This is a genomic window from Enterobacter huaxiensis, from assembly GCF_003594935.2.
In the GTDB taxonomy this organism is placed as follows: Bacteria; Pseudomonadota; Gammaproteobacteria; order Enterobacterales; family Enterobacteriaceae; genus Enterobacter; species Enterobacter huaxiensis.
Map to the genome: position 1 here is coordinate 676698 of NZ_CP043342.1, position 16463 is coordinate 693160.

Below are 16463 nucleotides of genomic sequence, written 5' to 3' on the forward strand. Positions count from 1 at the left end.
GCTGCATCCATCTGCTCATCATCGGGGTCGTTTCAGTATGCCCTGGCAGAAATGAAGGCTGTCATATGAGTCGCTTATGGATGGTCGGGCAGGAGAAATAAAAAAGCACGGCCCGGGGCCGTGCTCTGTGTAGAGAATGACGATCCTATTTCAGGTGTTCATGCAATGCGGCACCGGCCTGCTCAAGCGCAACGTTAACCGTTGGCTCATGGCTCAGCGGGTTAAGCAGGCCGTAGTCGTGGATCATGCCGTTATAGCGCGTGACGGTCACCGGGACGCCAGCCGCATCCAGCTTACGCCCGAATGCTTCCCCTTCATCCCGCAGAACGTCCAGCTCAGCTGTCTGAATCAGCGTCTCGGGGAAGCCTTTCAACTGCGCGGCGCTGGCGCGTAGCGGAGAGGCAAGGATATTGTTGCGATCGGCAGCGCTGGTGGTGTAGTTATCCCAGAACCATTTCATCATGTTTTTCGACAGGAAATAGCCATTTTCGAACTGGTTATACGAGGCTGTATCAAAATTCGCATCGGTAACCGGCCAGAGCATGACGTTGTAGCGAATTTTTGGCCCATTAAATTGTTTTGCCTGCAGAGCCACGGAAGCCACCATATTGCCGCCCACGCTGTTACCAACCAGACCCAGACGGCTACCGTCTACGCCAATTTCCTGACCGTGCTCGGCTACCCATTTTGTCGCTTCATAGGCCTGATTAATGGCTACCGGGAAATGAGCCTCAGGTGACGGGGTGTAATCAACGTAAACCGCTGCGGCACCCGACGCACGAACCAGGTCGCGGATTAAACGCTCATGGGTAGGGAAATCACCCAGTACCCAGCCGCCGCCGTGAAAGAACATAAATGCGGGTAGCGTGCCGCTAGCATTCTCAGGTTTCACTATTTTCAGTTTGATCGCCTGGCCATTTACCTGGATCGTTTTTTCAGAAACCTGAGCGGGCGGCAGTTTGGCGCCTTGCTGCGCGCCGATCAGCACCTGGCGGGCTTCCTGCGGGGTCATCTGCTCCATTGGCTTACCCTTGCCAGAATTCAAAACGTTAAGAAATGCCTGTACCCCTGCGGTCGGTGTAGGGGAAGTGGTGGTTTGAGCGGATGCCGCGGCTGACGCGAAGACGGAAGAAACCAGGATGGCGGTTAATGTTTTCATGATGGTACCTCTTTAAATGAAATTGACTGGATAAAATAACTGTATAGTGCGCTACTTAATTGCTGATGTAATACTTGCGCGCAAGATACTTTTAGTCAAACGTTATTTATAATTTTTTTAGACAACAGATTCAGAGTGAATAGAAAAATGAAAGAAAACAAAACGCTAGATGATTTGCTTTGCTTCTCGCTCTACTCAGTCACCAATGCGTTCATTCGTCAATATCGCCCCCTGCTGCAGGAAATGGATCTGACCTATCCACAATTCGTTGTTCTGATGGCGCTGTATGAGAAAGACAACATCCCGCTTCGCGATCTCAGCGATAAGACGTTTTTTGATTCGGGCACATTGACCCCGCTTGTACAAAAGCTTGAGGCAAAAGGATTTCTCAACCGTATCGCGGTTGTGGGGGATGAAAGGATGAAAAATGTCGTACTGACAGAAAAGGCTGACGCAGTGAAAAAACAGGTGATGGCGCTGCCGGATCGGATTCGCTGCAGCATGCGGATGAATGATGACGAGCTTGAGTTGCTAAAAAAACTCTCCCGAACGCTGCTGGACGATTTGTAAGCACGCTTCGGTGGGGTGAACCCACCGAAGTGACGTGTCGTTAGCGATAATCCTCCGCATCCACATCATACCCGGAAGGCTCCCACCGGATCGCCAGCAGCGAGGCCAGGCCGATAAACGGTGCCAGGGCAATCACCCAGAACACGGCGGTATCAAGAGACGCGACCAGCAGCGGGAACAGGAACAGTGAGAGCGTCGAGCTGCTGCGCATCAGCGTCTGGTTAAGCCCCACGCCCACGCCGCGCAGCGAGGTCGGGTAGCTCAAGGACGCAAACGTCATGGTATGCGCGCCCGGACCAAACCCCTGACCGAACAGGAACAGCGCCAGCATCGAAACAGCAAGCACGCCTTCAGAGGCACCTTCCGGTCGGCCTACCAGCGCCAGCCCCAGCAGCGCCACGAGCTGGCAGGCGTAACCGGCAAGCGACATCCGCCACGCGCCGAAGCGCGGCACGTAGCGCACCGCCAGTAATCCACCGACAAACGCAAACAGCAGGTTAAGCGCCAGCGAGATCAAAATGGTTGTCAGCATCGACTGCACAAAGAAGCTGGAGATGATGACCGGCAGGCCAAAGGCCACGGCGTTGTAGGCAAACGAGGAGACCACCGACAGCAGCGTGGCGAGGGTGGTACGCCGCAGATAAATGCCCCGGAACAGGTTCAGGTAGTTCGACCATTTGGCCCTGTTAACCACCGGCGCAGGCTGGTCAAGCGCATCCTGCGGCACGTGGGCGTTGATGTTGTACGACTGCCGCAGGATGGACGCCGCCTCCTTCAGGTTGCCCTGATTCGCCGCCCAGACCGGTGATTCGCTCATATAGCGGCTGCGAATGGCGATAATCACCAGCGCGGGCACGGCGCCGAAGCCGAGGATCAGGCGCCAGAGCCAGCCGCTGTGGCTTTCCGGCAGCACGGCGTAGAAGAAGAGCACCAGCAGGTAGGAGATGCTGATGGCCGCATACCAGGTGGGGCACCACATCGCGACGCTGGAGGCCTTATTCCCCGGTCCTTTTAGTTTGGCGAACTCGCTGAGAAACGCCATCGCCACGGGAAGGTCGATCCCCACGCCGAGCCCCATCACGAAGCGCGCGCCCGCCAGCACATATTCGTTTGGAGCGAGAGCACAGGCGATAGCGGCGACGACAAAGAACACCATGTCGGCCATAAACACGCGGTAGCGCCCGATTTTATCCGTGAGATAGCCGCCGAGCAGCGCCCCGACGATGGCACCAAAGGTAATGGCCGACGCCACCATGCCGGTGCCTGCGGGGGTTAAATTAAATTCGCGTGTAATGTCTTTGATGCCAAACGCCAGCGCGCCGAGATCGTAGGCATCAAGGAAAATACCGCCCAGTGCGATACCCACCACGATACGGGCGTTGGCCCGGCCCTGAGAACCGTCGTTAACCAGACGTGAAACGTCCGATGCGCTGCGCACCCACCTGATGTCGCCATCCGGGGCGTTTCCTGCCGTTGAAAGGGGAGTTGAATCTGTGATTTCTGCCATTTTCTTTTTGTGTGGTTGTGTTGTGTACCTAACAGTTACCACAGGCAGAAGGTGACCAAAATCACATTTGGTTATAAGGCATAACGAACGGTTTATTTAGCGTCTTTCTTTTTACGCTTGAGCTTTGTCCAGATCTTCGTTTCCTGACGCCGCCACAGGCGCTGAATATTGTCGTGATGACGCAGCAGGATCAGACAGGAGAGCATCGACACCGGGAAGGTGAACTGCGGTTTAAACCACCACACGTAGAACGGTGCAATCAAGGCGCTGACGATGGCCCCCAGCGACGAGTAGCCGCTCAGAAGAATGGTGAGCAGCCAGGTTCCGGCCATTACGCCTGTCAAATCCCAGCCGATAGGCGCAATAGCACCAAAGGCCGTTGCGACGCCTTTGCCACCTTTGAAACCGAAGAAGACGGGCCAGATATGGCCGACGCAGGCGGCGATGGCGATAAGGCCAAGCCAGAACGGCGTAACGCCCAGCGCATAGGCGCCCCAGACGGGAAGCATTCCTTTCAGAACATCAAAAATCAAAACCGCTACGGCTGCTCCCTTGCCGCCAATTCGTAGTACATTGGTCGCCCCGGGATTCCCGGAGCCGCTGGCGCGTGGGTCAGGCAACCCGGCGATGCGGCAGACCAGAATGGCGCTGGAGATTGAGCCGCAAAGGTAGGCGAGGATAATCATTCCAGGCGCGATTGCACTCATAACGCTGTTCCGTTTTGAAAATGTATCTGTATTCTCAGCATCTGTGGATAATACGCATAATTCGCCGGAAGTGGTATCCGGTTTAGCCAAAAAGCAGGCAGGTCGTGATGGATATTGTATTTATAGAGCAACTTTCGGTAATCACCACTATCGGTGTTTACGACTGGGAACAGACCATTGAGCAGAAGCTGGTGTTCGATATCGAAATCGGCTGGGATAACCGCACGTCGGCAAAAAGCGATGACGTGAAGGACTGTCTGAGCTATGCCGACATCAGCGAGGCGGTTGTCGGCCACGTGGAAGGACAGCGTTTTGCGCTGGTGGAACGCGTGGCGGAGGAAGTGGCCGAGCTGCTGCTGGGCAAGTTCAACGCACCGTGGGTGCGCATCAAGTTAAGCAAGCCGGGGGCCGTTGCGCGCGCCGCCAACGTAGGCGTGATTATCGAGCGTGGCACAAATCTGAAAGAAAAGATTTAACGTCATAATCGCTAAACCATTTTACGTTATACCGGTCTTAAAATCGTATCTTTCACGGTAGCCGTCGCGGCGACCGTTTTTTTATATCTTTTTAGGGGTTTATAGATGAGCGATATGCACTCGCTGCTGGTGGCGGCAATACTGGGTGTGGTCGAAGGATTGACGGAGTTTCTGCCGGTTTCCAGTACGGGCCATATGATTATCGTTGGCCACCTGCTGGGCTTTGAGGGAGATACCGCAAAGACGTTTGAAGTGGTCATTCAGCTCGGTTCTATTCTGGCGGTTGTGGTGATGTTCTGGCGTCGTCTTTTTGGTCTGATCGGCATCCACTTTGGTCGTTTACCGCAGCGTGAAGGCGAAGGCACTGGCCGCCTGACGCTTATCCATATCCTGCTCGGTATGGTTCCGGCGGTGGTGCTGGGTCTGGTCTTCCACGATACCATCAAGTCGCTTTTCAACCCGATTAACGTCATGTACGCGCTGGTGGTCGGCGGCTTCCTGCTGATTGCGGCGGAAGTGCTGAAGCCAAAAGTACCGCGGGCCGAAGGGCTGGACGATATGACCTATCGTCAGGCGTTTATAATTGGCTGCTTCCAGTGTCTGGCCCTGTGGCCGGGCTTCTCCCGTTCAGGGGCAACGATTTCTGGCGGGATGCTGATGGGCGTAAGCCGCTATGCGGCGTCTGAGTTTTCCTTCCTGCTGGCCGTGCCGATGATGATGGGGGCGACGGTACTCGACGTCTACAAGAGCTATCACTTCCTGACGGCAGGCGATATTCCGATGTTCGCCGTGGGCTTTGTCACCGCCTTTATCGTGGCGCTGGTCGCCATCAAAACCTTCCTGCAGCTGATTAAGCGTATCTCGTTCATTCCGTTCGCGATCTACCGCTTTATCGTCGCGGCTGCGGTCTACGTGGTCTTCTTCTGATGACCGACTGCCCTCAGTCTTTCGGCTGAGGGCAGCGCTGTTCCTTCCAGGCCGCGACGGCGTCAATCCGTCGTTTGGTCATCTCTTCCCGAATCTCCGGGCCTTTAAATCCTGCCTCAACGACGTCTTTCGTCGGCACCGCTTTCGCCACTTCCCAGGCTTCACGCAGCAAACGCCCCTGCGGATAATCGCAGGCTTCAAACCCGGTACGCCCGCGAACGTCGGCTTCGCTGGTGAGCGCGATTTGCTCCACGCGCTGCGGCTTGCGCCAGGCGTCGATGTTGTCGAACAGCTTAACGATGGTTGCCGGTTTCAGGATCGGGAAGGTATGGATCAGGTCATGGAATTCCGCCACCAGTTTTGCCAGGTCGCGGATTTCATTAGGGACGCGCAGACGCTGGCAAATCCCTTCTACCAGCTTCACGCCCGCCGGACCGTGTCCGTGGTGGCGGGGCCAGAGTGCCTTTGGCGTTAAGCCTTTGCCGAGATCGTGGCAGAGGGTGGAAAAGCGCACGTCCACCTCCGGGCTGAGCATGGCGGCCATGCTTAGCGTCATCAGGGTGTGCACACCGGTATCAATTTCCGGGTGCCATTTCGCCGGGGCCGGTACGCCAAAGAGGTTATCTACCTCCGGGAACAGCACTTTCAGGGCGCCGCAGTCGCGCAGCACCTGGAAAAAGACCTGCGGGTTGCGGGTGGTGAGGGCGTTTTCCGTCTCTTTCCAGACGCGTTCCGGCGTCAGGTGTTCCAGCTCGCCCGCCTCGGTCATCGCGGTCATCAGCGCCATCGTCTCGTCGGCGATGCGGAAGCTCAGGTGGGCGTAACGGGCTGCGAAACGCGCCACGCGGAGCACGCGGAGCGGATCTTCAGAAAAGGCAGGGGAGACGTGACGCAAGATACGGTTGCGCAGGTCGTCCTGACCGCCGTAGGCGTCAATAATGTGGCCGTGTTCATCCTGGGCCAGGGCGTTAACGGTGAGATCGCGGCGCAGGAGATCTTGCTCAAGCGTCACGTCCGGCGCGGAATAGCAGGTAAAGCCGGTATAGCCTGAACCGGATTTTCGCTCTGTCCGTGCCAGGGCATACTCTTCTCGGCTTTCAGGATGCAGAAAAACAGGAAAATCGCGGCCTACCTGCTGGTAGCCCGCGTCAAGCATCTCTTCGGGCGTGGCACCGACCACAACCCAGTCCTTATCTTTGACCGGCAGACCTAACAACGCATCACGTACCGCACCACCGACCAGATAACTCTTCACGCCAACACTCCCGTTTTCTCTTTTCGCAAGATGATACGTAAGTGTGGCAGAGAAGACGAGTTAGTTCATCCAGCGGTCTTTACGTTTACGGCTTGGGATGAGGTGTGGAAGCACCAGACCCAGCACCAGACCGACGCCCAGCACGCCGCCGCCGTACATAAACCACTGCATAATGATGGTGCGCTGTTTGTCATCGAGCTGAAGATTGGCGGCGCTCACTTTCTTCTGCGCGACAATCAGCTCATTTTTCAGCTTCTGGTTCTCTTCTTTCAGACCATTGATCACGCCGTCGCTCTGCGCCACTTTCTGCTGCATCTCTGCCGTGCGCTGGTTCCAGGTGTTGTCGATGTTGGTCAGCTTGTCGGTCAGGGTTTTCACCTGATTTTCCAGATCCGGCACGCGGGTGCGCAGGCTGGGCACGTTGCTCAGCTCTTTCAGAGGGATCCACGAGGTACGGCCGGTACTGTCGCGGACCTGGCCATAGTTAGTATCCGCATTGGTTTGTAACAGAACCACTTCCTCGCCGGCATTCACCGTGCCCACGAGGCGATAATTGTCCCCGGGGCCGCTTCGTACCCAGGTGTTAAGTTCATCAGAAACGTAACGCTTCTCTTCAGCGTGGACCGCGGTCGCGGCGCTAAAAGCGAGTAAAGTAAGTCCAATCAGGCGTAATTTAAGCATATCAGTCGTTATTTTCATAAATAGTGGAACGATAGTAGTGGTATCAGTGTCGCTACGCAAAGGATTCATCATCAATCGGAATCATCTGTGTCGTGATATCCACACCTTCAAACTTTTACGCCCGTCAAATTGCTCATTGCGTGGCAATTTGGCGCAAAATACTATGTACTGACACATAAATGGCGAGGAAGTTCGCCTTCATCGACGCGTCTGTGACGCACGCAAAAGTACAAGGCTATGGCACAAGAAATCGAATTAAAGTTTATCGTCGAAAAAGACAGCGTTGACGCGCTTCGTCAGCATCTGAACACGCTTTCTGGCGAACACCATGAACCGGTACAGCTGCTCAACATTTATTACGAAACGCCGGACCGCTGGCTGCGCAGTCACGATATGGGCTTGCGTATTCGCGGCGCGAACGGGCGCTACGAGATGACGATGAAAATTGCAGGCCGCGTGGTCGGCGGTTTGCATCAGCGTCCCGAATATAATATCGACATCAGCAAGCCGGAACTTGAGCTGGAACGTTTCCCGGCGGAAGTGTGGCCCGAGGGGACGCTCCCGGACACGTTATCTGCAGAGGCACAGCCGCTGTTCAGCACCGACTTCTGGCGTGAAAAATGGCTGGTAACGGAAGGGAAGAGCCGCATCGAAATCGCCCTGGATCTGGGTGACGTGAAGGCCGGCGAATTCCAGGAACCCATTTGCGAGCTGGAGCTTGAACTTCTCGAAGGTGACGCGAACGACGTGCTGAAGCTGGCGCGGAAACTGGTTAATCAGTCCGGTTTACGTCAGGGCAGCCTGAGTAAAGCGGCTCGCGGTTATCACTTGGCCGCCGGAAATGCGCCGCGCGTGCTGAAAGAGACGACCGTGCTGCGTGTTGCTCCGAAAGCCAGCGTTGAACAAGGTATGGAAGCGGCGCTTGAGCTGGCGCTTTCCCAGTGGCTGTACCACGAAGAGCTGTGGGCGCGGAATGTGAAAAACGCGAAAACGCACGTGCTGGCGGCGATGGGCCTGGTGCGTCATACCCTGGCGCTGTTTGGCGGCATCGTTCCTCGTAAAGCAAGCGCTCACTTACGTGACCTGCTGACGCAAACCGAAGCGCTGATGCTCTTCGACGTCTCGGCGCAAACGGCGATCTACAGCCCGCAAGCGGCTACGGCGAAACTGGCGCTGACCGAGTTTCTGGTAACGCGCGGCTGGCGCACGTTCCTGGATGCGAAGGCCGAAGCCAAAATCGGGGATAACTTCAAGCGGTTTGCGGATACCCATCTTTCCCGTCATGCCGCCGAGCTAAAAACCACCTTTGCATACCCGCTGGGCGACCAGTATGGCGATCAGCTTCCCCGTCTTTCGCGCAATATCGACAGCATGTTGCTGCTGTCTGGCGCCTATGAGGGCAAAGCGCAGGTCTGGCTGGAGGACTGGCAGGGGCTGAAGCATGCCATCGAAACCCGCCAGCATATTGAGATTGAGCATTTCCGTAACGAGGCCATTTCGCAGGAGCCGTTCTGGCTGCACAGCGGAAAACGTTAACTCTGGCAAGGAACCCTATAATGCCGCTTTCTTCGCAGTTAGAGCAGCACTGGCAGACCGTTTGCGAACGTCTGCCTGAGTCATTACCGGCATCATCGTTAAGCGAGCAGGCCAGAAGCGTGCTCATCTTCAGTGATTTTGTGCAGGAAAGTATTACGGCCAACCCTGACTGGCTGGCGGAGCTTGAGAGTTCGCCCCCGCAGGCCGAGGAGTGGCGGCATTATGCGGGCTGGCTGCAGGCCGATCTTGACGGCGTAGCGGATGAGGCGACGCTGATGCGCGTGCTGCGCCAGTTCCGACGTCGGGTAATGGTTCGTATCGCCTGGGCCCAGTCTCTGGAGTTGGTAAGCGAAGAGAGCACGTTGCTGCAGCTGAGCGAGCTGGCGCAGACGCTGATTGTCGCCGCGCGCGACTGGCTCTACGCCGCCTGCTGTAAAGAGTGGGGCACGCCGTGCAGCGAGGAAGGGGTTCCTCAGCCGCTGTTGATCCTGGGTATGGGTAAGCTCGGCGGCTGCGAGCTGAATTTTTCCTCCGATATCGACCTGATTTTTGCCTGGCCGGAGAACGGCTCCACGCGCGGCGGTCGTCGCGAGCTGGATAACGCCCAGTTCTTTACCCGCCTCGGTCAGCGTCTGATTAAAGCGCTGGACCAGCCAACGCAGGACGGCTTTGTCTATCGCGTGGACATGCGTCTGCGTCCGTTCGGCGACAGCGGCCCGCTGGTGCTGAGCTTTGCGGCGCTGGAAGATTATTACCAGGAGCAGGGGCGCGACTGGGAACGCTATGCGATGGTTAAGGCGCGGATCATGGGCGACAGCGACGACGCTTACGCCAACGAGCTGCGCGCGATGCTGCGCCCGTTCGTCTTCCGTCGCTATATCGACTTCAGCGTGATCCAGTCCCTGCGAAACATGAAAGGGATGATTGCCCGCGAAGTGCGTCGCCGTGGGCTAAAAGACAACATCAAGCTCGGCGCGGGCGGCATTCGCGAGATCGAATTTATCGTCCAGGTCTTCCAGCTTATTCGCGGCGGACGCGAGCCTTCCCTGCAGTCCCGCTCGCTGCTGCCGACGCTGAGCGCCATCGAGCAGCTTCATCTGTTACCGGAAGGCGATGCGAAAACGCTGCGCGAGGCCTATCTGTTCCTGCGCCGTCTGGAAAACCTGCTGCAAAGCATCAATGACGAGCAAACGCAGACCCTGCCAGCCGATGAGCTGAACCGGGCGCGTCTGGCCTGGGGCATGCACGTGAACGACTGGGCAGCGCTGACAGAAAAACTGGATGCCCACATGGCGGGCGTGCGCCGCATCTTTAATGACCTGATCGGCGACGATGAGGGTGAATCGCAGGACGATGCGCTCTCCGAGCACTGGCGCGAGCTTTGGCAGGACGCGCTCCAGGAAGATGACACGACGCCGGTGCTGACGCACCTGAGCGACGACGCGCGTCATCGGGTGGTGGCGCTGATCGCGGATTTCCGTCTTGAGCTGAACAAGCGCGCCATCGGCCCGCGCGGCCGCCAGGTGCTGGATCACCTGATGCCGCACCTGCTGAGCGAGGTCTGCTCCCGCGCAGACGCCCCGGTGCCGCTGTCGCGCATGATGCCGCTGCTGAGCGGGATTATCACGCGTACCACCTATCTTGAACTGCTGAGCGAATTCCCCGGCGCGCTCAAGCACCTGATTTCCCTCTGCGCCGCGTCGCCGATGGTGGCCAACAAGCTGGCGCGCTACCCGCTGCTGCTGGACGAACTGCTCGACCCGAACACGCTGTATCAGCCGACGGCGACCGATGCCTACCGCGATGAGCTGCGTCAGTACCTTCTGCGCGTGCCGGAAGAGGACGAAGAGCAGCAGCTGGAGGCGCTGCGCCAGTTCAAGCAGGCCCAGATGCTGCGCGTGGCGGCGGCGGATATCGCCGGAACGCTGCCGGTGATGAAAGTGAGCGATCACTTAACCTGGCTGGCGGAGGCGATCATTGACGCCGTCGTACATCAGGCGTGGGTGCAGATGGTGGCGCGTTACGGGCAGCCGACGCACCTGACCGAGCGTGAAGGCCGCGGCTTTGCGGTAGTTGGCTACGGCAAGCTCGGCGGCTGGGAGCTGGGGTACAGCTCCGATCTGGACTTAATCTTCCTGCACGATTGCCCGGTTGACGTGATGACCGACGGCGAGCGTGAAATCGACGGGCGGCAGTTCTACCTGCGCCTCGCCCAGCGCATTATGCACCTGTTCAGCACCCGCACGTCGTCGGGCATTTTGTACGAAGTGGACGCGCGTCTGCGTCCGTCCGGAGCGGCGGGCATGCTGGTGACCTCAACGGAGTCCTTTGCCGATTACCAGAAGAGCGAAGCCTGGACGTGGGAACATCAGGCGCTGGTGCGCGCCCGCGTGGTGTATGGCGATCCGCAGCTCAAAACGCAGTTTGACGTCATCCGCAAGGACGTCATGACAACGGTGCGAGAGACGGCAACATTGCAAACAGAAGTGCGGGAAATGCGCGAGAAAATGCGTGCGCATTTAGGCAATAAGCATCGCGATCGCTTTGATATTAAAGCCGATGAGGGCGGAATTACCGATATTGAGTTTATTACCCAGTATCTGGTGCTGCTGCACGCGCACGACAAGCCGAAGCTGACCCGCTGGTCCGATAACGTGCGCATTCTGGAACTGCTGGCGCAAAACGACATTATGGACGAGCAGGAAGCGCAAGCCCTGACGCGCGCCTATACCACGCTTCGCGATGAGCTTCATCATCTGGCCTTACAGGAACAGCCGGGCCACGTGTCGCTGGACTGTTTTGCGGATGAACGTGCGCAGGTTACGGCAAGCTGGCAGAAATGGCTGGTGGAGCCGTGCGTAACAAAACAAGTGTGATATTATCGCGCGCAAATTGTGAATCTTTCTGGAGTCAGGAATGAAAGTAACACTGCCAGAGTTTGAACGTGCTGGGGTTATGGTTGTCGGTGATGTGATGCTGGATCGCTACTGGTATGGGCCGACCAGCCGTATTTCCCCGGAAGCACCGGTGCCGGTGGTTAAGGTCGACACCATTGAAGAGCGTCCTGGCGGCGCGGCAAACGTGGCGATGAACATCGCTTCTCTTGGCGCGCATTCGCGTCTGGTGGGCTTGACCGGTATCGACGATGCGGCGCGGGCGCTGAGCAAGTCGCTCTCGGACGTGAACGTGAAGTGCGACTTCGTTTCTGTTCCGACACACCCAACCATTACCAAGCTGCGCGTGCTGTCGCGCAACCAGCAGCTGATCCGCCTCGACTTTGAAGAAGGTTTTGAAGGCGTTGACCCTGAGCCGCTGCACGAGCGCATCAACCAGGCGCTGGGCAGCATTGGCGCGCTGGTGCTGTCAGACTACGCCAAAGGCGCGCTGGCCAGCGTGCAGACGATGATCCAGCTGGCGCGTAAAGCTAACGTGCCGGTGCTTATCGATCCGAAAGGCACCGAGTTTGAGCGCTATCGCGGCGCGACGCTGCTGACGCCAAATCTGTCTGAGTTTGAAGCGGTGGCGGGCAAGTGCAAAACCGAGCAAGAGCTGGTTGAGCGCGGCATGAAGATTATCACTGATTTCGAACTCTCTGCGCTGCTGGTGACTCGCTCCGAGCAGGGGATGACGCTGCTGCAGCCGGGCAAAGCACCGCTGCATATGCCGACTCAGGCGCAGGAAGTGTATGACGTGACCGGCGCCGGCGACACGGTGATCGGCGTGCTGGCGGCGACGCTGGCAGCGGGAAACTCGCTGGAAGAGGCGTGCTACTTCGCTAACGCCGCGGCGGGCGTGGTTGTCGGTAAGCTCGGGACCTCAACCGTGTCGCCAATTGAGCTGGAAAACGCGGTGCGCGGTCGTGCCGATACCGGTTTTGGCGTCATGGCCGAAGACGAGCTTAAAGCGGCCGTCGCTGCCGCGCGCAAGCGTGGTGAAAAAGTGGTGATGACCAACGGCGTGTTCGACATCCTGCACGCGGGCCACGTTTCGTATCTGGCGAACGCGCGCAGGCTGGGCGATCGCCTGATTGTGGCGGTAAACAGCGATGCGTCGACGAAGCGCCTGAAGGGTGAAACGCGTCCTGTGAACCCGCTCGAGCAGCGTATGATCGTGCTCGGCGCGCTGGAAGCGGTGGACTGGGTGGTGTCGTTCGAAGAAGATACCCCGCAGCGCCTGATTGCCGGTATTCTGCCGGACCTGCTGGTGAAGGGCGGCGATTATAAGCCGGAGCAGATCGCGGGTAGCGAAGAGGTCTGGGCCAACGGCGGCGAGGTGATGGTGCTCAACTTTGAGGACGGGTGCTCAACCACCAACATCATCAAGAAGATCCAGAAAGACAGTCAGTAAAAAACGGGCCGATTGGCCCGTTTTTTTATGTCGGATGGCGGCTGCGCCTTACCCGACCTACGCGTTCATATAGGCCCGGTAAGGCGTAGCCGCCACCGGGCACAACAGGCCGCACTTACTCCTGGTCATCCACTGGCGGAATGGCCGGTGCTGGCTTCACCTCTTCCGGGGCATTACGGTTTTCCAGCTCGGTCAGACGCTGTTCCAGCAGCGCCAGCTTTTCGCGGGTGCGCAGGAGAACCTGGGTCTGCACGTCGAACTCTTCACGGCTGACTAAATCAAGGCGAACCAACTGCGCCTGCAGCGTCTGGCGGATTTTTTTCTCAACGTCATCACCAAACTCACGAATGCCTTTCGGCATGGACTCGTGAACCTGACGCGCGATCTGCTCAATTTTCTTTGGGTCAATCATTGTCGTTTCCCTTGATGAAAAGGTGTTAGTGTCCATTGTAGCGCGTCATGCCGCGGGTTAAACAAAATTGTTTGATGCTTATGCATTGCCCAGGGTAATCAATAGCGTTATATTTATCTCGCTTATTCTCAGGGCGGGGCGAAATTCCCCACCGGCGGTAAATCAGCGTAACGCTGAAAGCCCGCGAGCGCTTTGGGTGAATTCTCAAAGGTCAGCAGATCCGGTGTAATTCCGGGGCCGACGGTTAGAGTCCGGATGGGAGAGAGTAACGATCCAGTCGGGCTTGGGCCCGCTCACGTTATCTTTTTGCCGCTTATACGGCGCTCCTAAGACTGCCCTGATTCTGGTAACCATAATGTTAATGAGGTTTTTTTACCATGAATCAGACGCTACTTTCCTCTTTTGGCACTTCAACTCAACGTGTTGAACATGCACTGGATGCACTGCGCGAAGGCCGCGGTGTGATGGTGCTTGACGATGAAAACCGTGAAAACGAAGGCGACATGATTTTCGCCGCCGAAAACATGACCGTTGAACAGATGGCGCTGACCATCCGTCACGGCAGCGGCATCGTATGCCTGTGTATTAACGAAGACCGTCGCAAGCAGCTCGACCTGCCGATGATGGTTGAGAACAACACCAGCGCCTTTGGTACTGGCTTCACCGTGACCATTGAAGCGGCGCACGGCGTGACCACCGGTGTGTCTGCGGCTGACCGTCTGACCACCGTGCGCGCAGCAATTGCCGATGGCGCTAAACCATCCGACCTGCATCGTCCAGGCCACGTTTTCCCACTGCGTGCGCAGGCGGGCGGCGTGCTGACTCGCGGCGGCCACACCGAAGCGACTATCGATCTGGTCACGCTGGCAGGCTTCAAACCTGCCGGCGTGCTGTGCGAGCTGACCAACGATGACGGCACCATGGCGCGCGCGCCGGAGTGCATCACCTTTGCGCGTCTGCACAACATGCCGGTCGTGACGATTGAAGACCTGGTTGAATACCGCCAGGCGCACGAGCGCAAAGCCAGCTGAAACAGCTGATGTGAAAAAGCCGGGGAAACCCGGCTTTTTTGTCTCTAGTGATAGTTAATTTTAAACAGTACCACCGTTTCGAACGGGCCGGACTGAATTGCCTTTCCCTCAACAGGCGATAACTCTGCCGTGTACGTTTGCTCGTACTGCAGGGAACTGCCCGTAAAATCAGCATACTCTTCATAGCGGTTGAAGGTGTAAGGCTGCGTCCCGTTGAGGATCCGCAGCTTCAGGCCGTTACCTATCAGCAGCGCCGTATCGTCAGCGCTGAGCGATTCCGCAGTATAGAAAGACGAATCCATCTTAAAGCCGTCTGAACATTGCGCATCCTGCACTTTGGTTGTTCGTACCGAAAACGTGCGGGTGCGCGTCTGCTGGTTCACGATATCGCGCGCGCTGAACGTGCCGAAATCGATCTCCTGATTCTCCGGGAAAATGCTAAACGTTGCCCCGCAGTCCAGTACGGTAATATTTTGCAAACCGTTGATGTGGTATTTGAGGTTTTTCGCGTCAACCATCTGGTTTACCCCCCCTTTGCCGTCGAACTGCACCACAACGTAATCGCTGAGCGAACTGACATATCCGTGGGGCGGCACAGCCTTAATTTTGACAAAAAGCCGTAATCGCGCGACGAACGTGCGCGTAACGTGAATGTCGTCCGGATTGCCGGAGCAGATGCGATTTTCCCAGCCCATCTGGCGGATTTGTGCCGGGGTATAAATAGTGATGCTGTTGTTATCCAGGCACTGGCGGGTATCCACGCCGTTGGGTTGACCTGTGGCATCGTAGTCCATGCCTTCATAGGTTACGCCCAGCTCATAGTAAGGGTCGGTGGCGGAAGGATAAGGGTTTACCCAGGCATAGACGTCTTCAGATTGAAAGCCGCTGGTGACGTTGTTGTCGCAGGTCACGGGAATTTTAATGTCATCGGATTCCCATATTTTTTGGCCAACCTGCGCGTTGCTGGGGATGGCAAAGGGTGAAATCGTTTTTGTCTCCTCAACGGGGCCGCCGGAGCCACCAAGATAACAGTTGAGCGCCAGCGCCTCCTTCAAGGGCAGGGTCGACAGCAGCAGGGTAAACAGAAGGTTAGCGAGCGTGCGCATCTTAATCGATCTTCCGTTCGGTGAGCGTACATGGGGCTGTTCCTCCGCACTGTACGTCGACCTTCTTCAGCGCCCCGTAATCGTCGATGTAGCCGATGCTGTAATAGCTGCCGTGATAGTCACCGGTTGAAATCGTGGCCGCCGCAAAAGGTGCGACCATCAGGCTATCAAAGCCCGGCAGCATGGTTATCGCATTCTTGCTGAGCCATGCGAGGGTAATGTAATACGGCGTTGGGTTACGCACGGCCAGCCCTTTCGCACTGGCGGTAATTTCCATGCGCATTTCTGCCAGCTCGCCCGGCCTTTTGGTAATCGCCTTCGGGCGCCAGAACAGCTTGATTCTGCTTTGCATTGCAACCTGCATGACGCTGCGTTCATCGCTTGCGCGGGTGCTTTTAGGCGGCACTTCGCGCAGATTGAAATAAAACAGCGTCTCCCGGTCTTTCCGTAACCGGCTGGTGGCGGCTTGCTTAACAATCCTCACCTGTGACGCCGAGCCTGCCTCAATGCGCTGAACAGGGGGAAGCGCCATAAAATGCGCATCTTCTTTGTGCCCATTTTCGTCTTCAATCCATGACAGGGCCAGATAAGGCAGCGCCTGACTTTGGTTTTCCACCTTCAGGCTGCTGGCCTTGTCGCTTTCTGGAAAGACAATGCGGTGCGGTCCAGGTTTATGGCTGCGTGAGTGGTGAACGCCGTGCCGAGCAGCATCAGGTAAAGGCTTTTAAGCGGGGTAAGTTTCATCATAG

Annotated in this window: 14 protein-coding genes, 1 pseudogene and 1 riboswitch; of the genes and pseudogenes, 7 read left to right on the forward strand and 8 right to left on the reverse strand. The window is 57.1% G+C overall.

Annotated features, from left to right (window positions below; genetic code table 11):
• Positions 1-145: 145 nt before the first annotated feature.
• The gene (locus D5067_RS03320; protein WP_119936940.1) at positions 146-1159 is read right to left on the reverse strand and encodes an alpha/beta hydrolase; all 1014 of its coding nucleotides are present in this window, start codon (positions 1157-1159) and stop codon (positions 146-148) included.
• Between the two features lie 147 nt (positions 1160-1306).
• Here D5067_RS03320 and D5067_RS03325 point away from each other — a divergent pair, with 147 nt between their 5' ends.
• A complete protein-coding gene (locus D5067_RS03325) occupies positions 1307-1729 on the forward strand; it encodes a MarR family winged helix-turn-helix transcriptional regulator (RefSeq protein WP_119936941.1) in 423 nt (140 codons plus the stop codon).
• A 40-nt stretch (positions 1730-1769) separates the two neighbouring features.
• Here the strand turns inward: D5067_RS03325 and D5067_RS03330 are convergent, their stop codons facing one another.
• Both D5067_RS03330 and plsY read right to left on the reverse strand, forming a co-directional pair.
• On the reverse strand, positions 1770-3236 hold the full coding sequence (locus D5067_RS03330; RefSeq protein WP_119936942.1) for an MFS transporter: 1467 nt from the start codon (positions 3234-3236) through the stop codon (positions 1770-1772).
• Positions 3237-3328: 92 nt separating this feature from the next.
• Positions 3329-3943, reverse strand: a complete 615-nt coding sequence (gene plsY / locus D5067_RS03335; protein WP_119936943.1) for a glycerol-3-phosphate 1-O-acyltransferase PlsY — start codon at positions 3941-3943, stop codon at positions 3329-3331.
• 107 nt (positions 3944-4050) lie between these two features.
• On the opposite strand from plsY, the gene folB reads away from it, so the two are divergent.
• Together folB and bacA are read left to right on the forward strand one after the other, a co-directional pair.
• The gene (folB, locus tag D5067_RS03340) at positions 4051-4419 is read left to right on the forward strand and encodes a bifunctional dihydroneopterin aldolase/7,8-dihydroneopterin epimerase (RefSeq protein ID WP_119936944.1); all 369 of its coding nucleotides are present in this window, start codon (positions 4051-4053) and stop codon (positions 4417-4419) included.
• Between the two features lie 105 nt (positions 4420-4524).
• Positions 4525-5346: an undecaprenyl-diphosphate phosphatase gene (gene bacA, locus D5067_RS03345; protein ID WP_119936945.1), complete on the forward strand. Its 822-nt coding sequence runs from the start codon at positions 4525-4527 to the stop codon at positions 5344-5346.
• Positions 5347-5359: 13 nt separating this feature from the next.
• Here the strand turns inward: bacA and D5067_RS03350 are convergent, their stop codons facing one another.
• The gene (locus tag D5067_RS03350; RefSeq protein WP_119936946.1) at positions 5360-6601 is read right to left on the reverse strand and encodes a multifunctional CCA addition/repair protein; all 1242 of its coding nucleotides are present in this window, start codon (positions 6599-6601) and stop codon (positions 5360-5362) included.
• Between the two features lie 60 nt (positions 6602-6661).
• Entirely contained in the window at positions 6662-7282 is a 621-nt protein-coding gene (locus tag D5067_RS03355; protein WP_119936947.1) for a TIGR04211 family SH3 domain-containing protein, read from the reverse strand.
• Between the two features lie 237 nt (positions 7283-7519).
• Here D5067_RS03355 and D5067_RS03360 point away from each other — a divergent pair, with 237 nt between their 5' ends.
• From D5067_RS03360 to hldE, 3 genes are read left to right on the forward strand one after another with little or no spacing between them, the layout of a single operon-like run.
• Positions 7520-8818: a CYTH domain-containing protein gene (locus D5067_RS03360; protein WP_119936948.1), complete on the forward strand. Its 1299-nt coding sequence runs from the start codon at positions 7520-7522 to the stop codon at positions 8816-8818.
• A gap of 20 nt (positions 8819-8838) precedes the next feature.
• Positions 8839-11694: a bifunctional [glutamate--ammonia ligase]-adenylyl-L-tyrosine phosphorylase/[glutamate--ammonia-ligase] adenylyltransferase gene (gene glnE, locus D5067_RS03365; RefSeq protein ID WP_119936949.1), complete on the forward strand. Its 2856-nt coding sequence runs from the start codon at positions 8839-8841 to the stop codon at positions 11692-11694.
• Positions 11695-11734: 40 nt separating this feature from the next.
• Entirely contained in the window at positions 11735-13165 is a 1431-nt protein-coding gene (gene hldE / locus D5067_RS03370; protein ID WP_119936950.1) for a bifunctional D-glycero-beta-D-manno-heptose-7-phosphate kinase/D-glycero-beta-D-manno-heptose 1-phosphate adenylyltransferase HldE, read from the forward strand.
• A gap of 115 nt (positions 13166-13280) precedes the next feature.
• On the opposite strand, the gene ubiK is transcribed toward hldE, so the two are convergent.
• Positions 13281-13577, reverse strand: coding sequence for a ubiquinone biosynthesis accessory factor UbiK (gene ubiK / locus D5067_RS03375; protein ID WP_014071796.1), 297 nt, complete (start codon positions 13575-13577; stop codon positions 13281-13283).
• 120 nt (positions 13578-13697) lie between these two features.
• A riboswitch (FMN riboswitch) is annotated at positions 13698-13848 on the forward strand.
• 106 nt (positions 13849-13954) lie between these two features.
• Between ubiK and ribB the strand changes: the two genes are divergently transcribed.
• Positions 13955-14608 carry a 3,4-dihydroxy-2-butanone-4-phosphate synthase gene (ribB, locus tag D5067_RS03380; protein ID WP_023309208.1) on the forward strand — a complete coding sequence of 218 codons (654 nt, stop codon included), beginning with the start codon at positions 13955-13957 and terminating at the stop codon, positions 14606-14608.
• 44 nt (positions 14609-14652) lie between these two features.
• Here ribB and D5067_RS03385 read toward each other — a convergent pair whose 3' ends face one another.
• Positions 14653-15714 (reverse strand): fimbrial protein, encoded by a 1062-nt coding sequence (locus tag D5067_RS03385; RefSeq protein WP_119936951.1) that lies wholly within the window; start codon positions 15712-15714, stop codon positions 14653-14655.
• 1 nt (position 15715) lies between these two features.
• Positions 15716-16458 (reverse strand): annotated as a pseudogene (locus D5067_RS03390) (fimbrial biogenesis chaperone).
• Between the last annotated feature and the right edge of the window lie 5 nt (positions 16459-16463).

Bases quoted from the DNA above. Each gene is read 5' to 3' on its own strand.
- D5067_RS03385 (WP_119936951.1), bottom strand. From the start codon at position 15,714: ATGCGCACGCTCGCTAACCTTCTGTTTACCCTGCTGCTGTCGACCCTG.
- bacA (WP_119936945.1), top strand. From the start codon at position 4,525: ATGAGCGATATGCACTCGCTGCTGGTGGCGGCAATACTGGGTGTGGTC.
- D5067_RS03355 (WP_119936947.1), bottom strand. From the start codon at position 7,282: ATGCTTAAATTACGCCTGATTGGACTTACTTTACTCGCTTTTAGCGCC.
- D5067_RS03360 (WP_119936948.1), top strand. From the start codon at position 7,520: ATGGCACAAGAAATCGAATTAAAGTTTATCGTCGAAAAAGACAGCGTT.
- ribB (WP_023309208.1), top strand. From the start codon at position 13,955: ATGAATCAGACGCTACTTTCCTCTTTTGGCACTTCAACTCAACGTGTT.
- plsY (WP_119936943.1), bottom strand. From the start codon at position 3,943: ATGAGTGCAATCGCGCCTGGAATGATTATCCTCGCCTACCTTTGCGGC.
- D5067_RS03330 (WP_119936942.1), bottom strand. From the start codon at position 3,236: ATGGCAGAAATCACAGATTCAACTCCCCTTTCAACGGCAGGAAACGCC.
- hldE (WP_119936950.1), top strand. From the start codon at position 11,735: ATGAAAGTAACACTGCCAGAGTTTGAACGTGCTGGGGTTATGGTTGTC.
- folB (WP_119936944.1), top strand. From the start codon at position 4,051: ATGGATATTGTATTTATAGAGCAACTTTCGGTAATCACCACTATCGGT.
- glnE (WP_119936949.1), top strand. From the start codon at position 8,839: ATGCCGCTTTCTTCGCAGTTAGAGCAGCACTGGCAGACCGTTTGCGAA.
- ubiK (WP_014071796.1), bottom strand. From the start codon at position 13,577: ATGATTGACCCAAAGAAAATTGAGCAGATCGCGCGTCAGGTTCACGAG.
- D5067_RS03325 (WP_119936941.1), top strand. From the start codon at position 1,307: ATGAAAGAAAACAAAACGCTAGATGATTTGCTTTGCTTCTCGCTCTAC.
- D5067_RS03320 (WP_119936940.1), bottom strand. From the start codon at position 1,159: ATGAAAACATTAACCGCCATCCTGGTTTCTTCCGTCTTCGCGTCAGCC.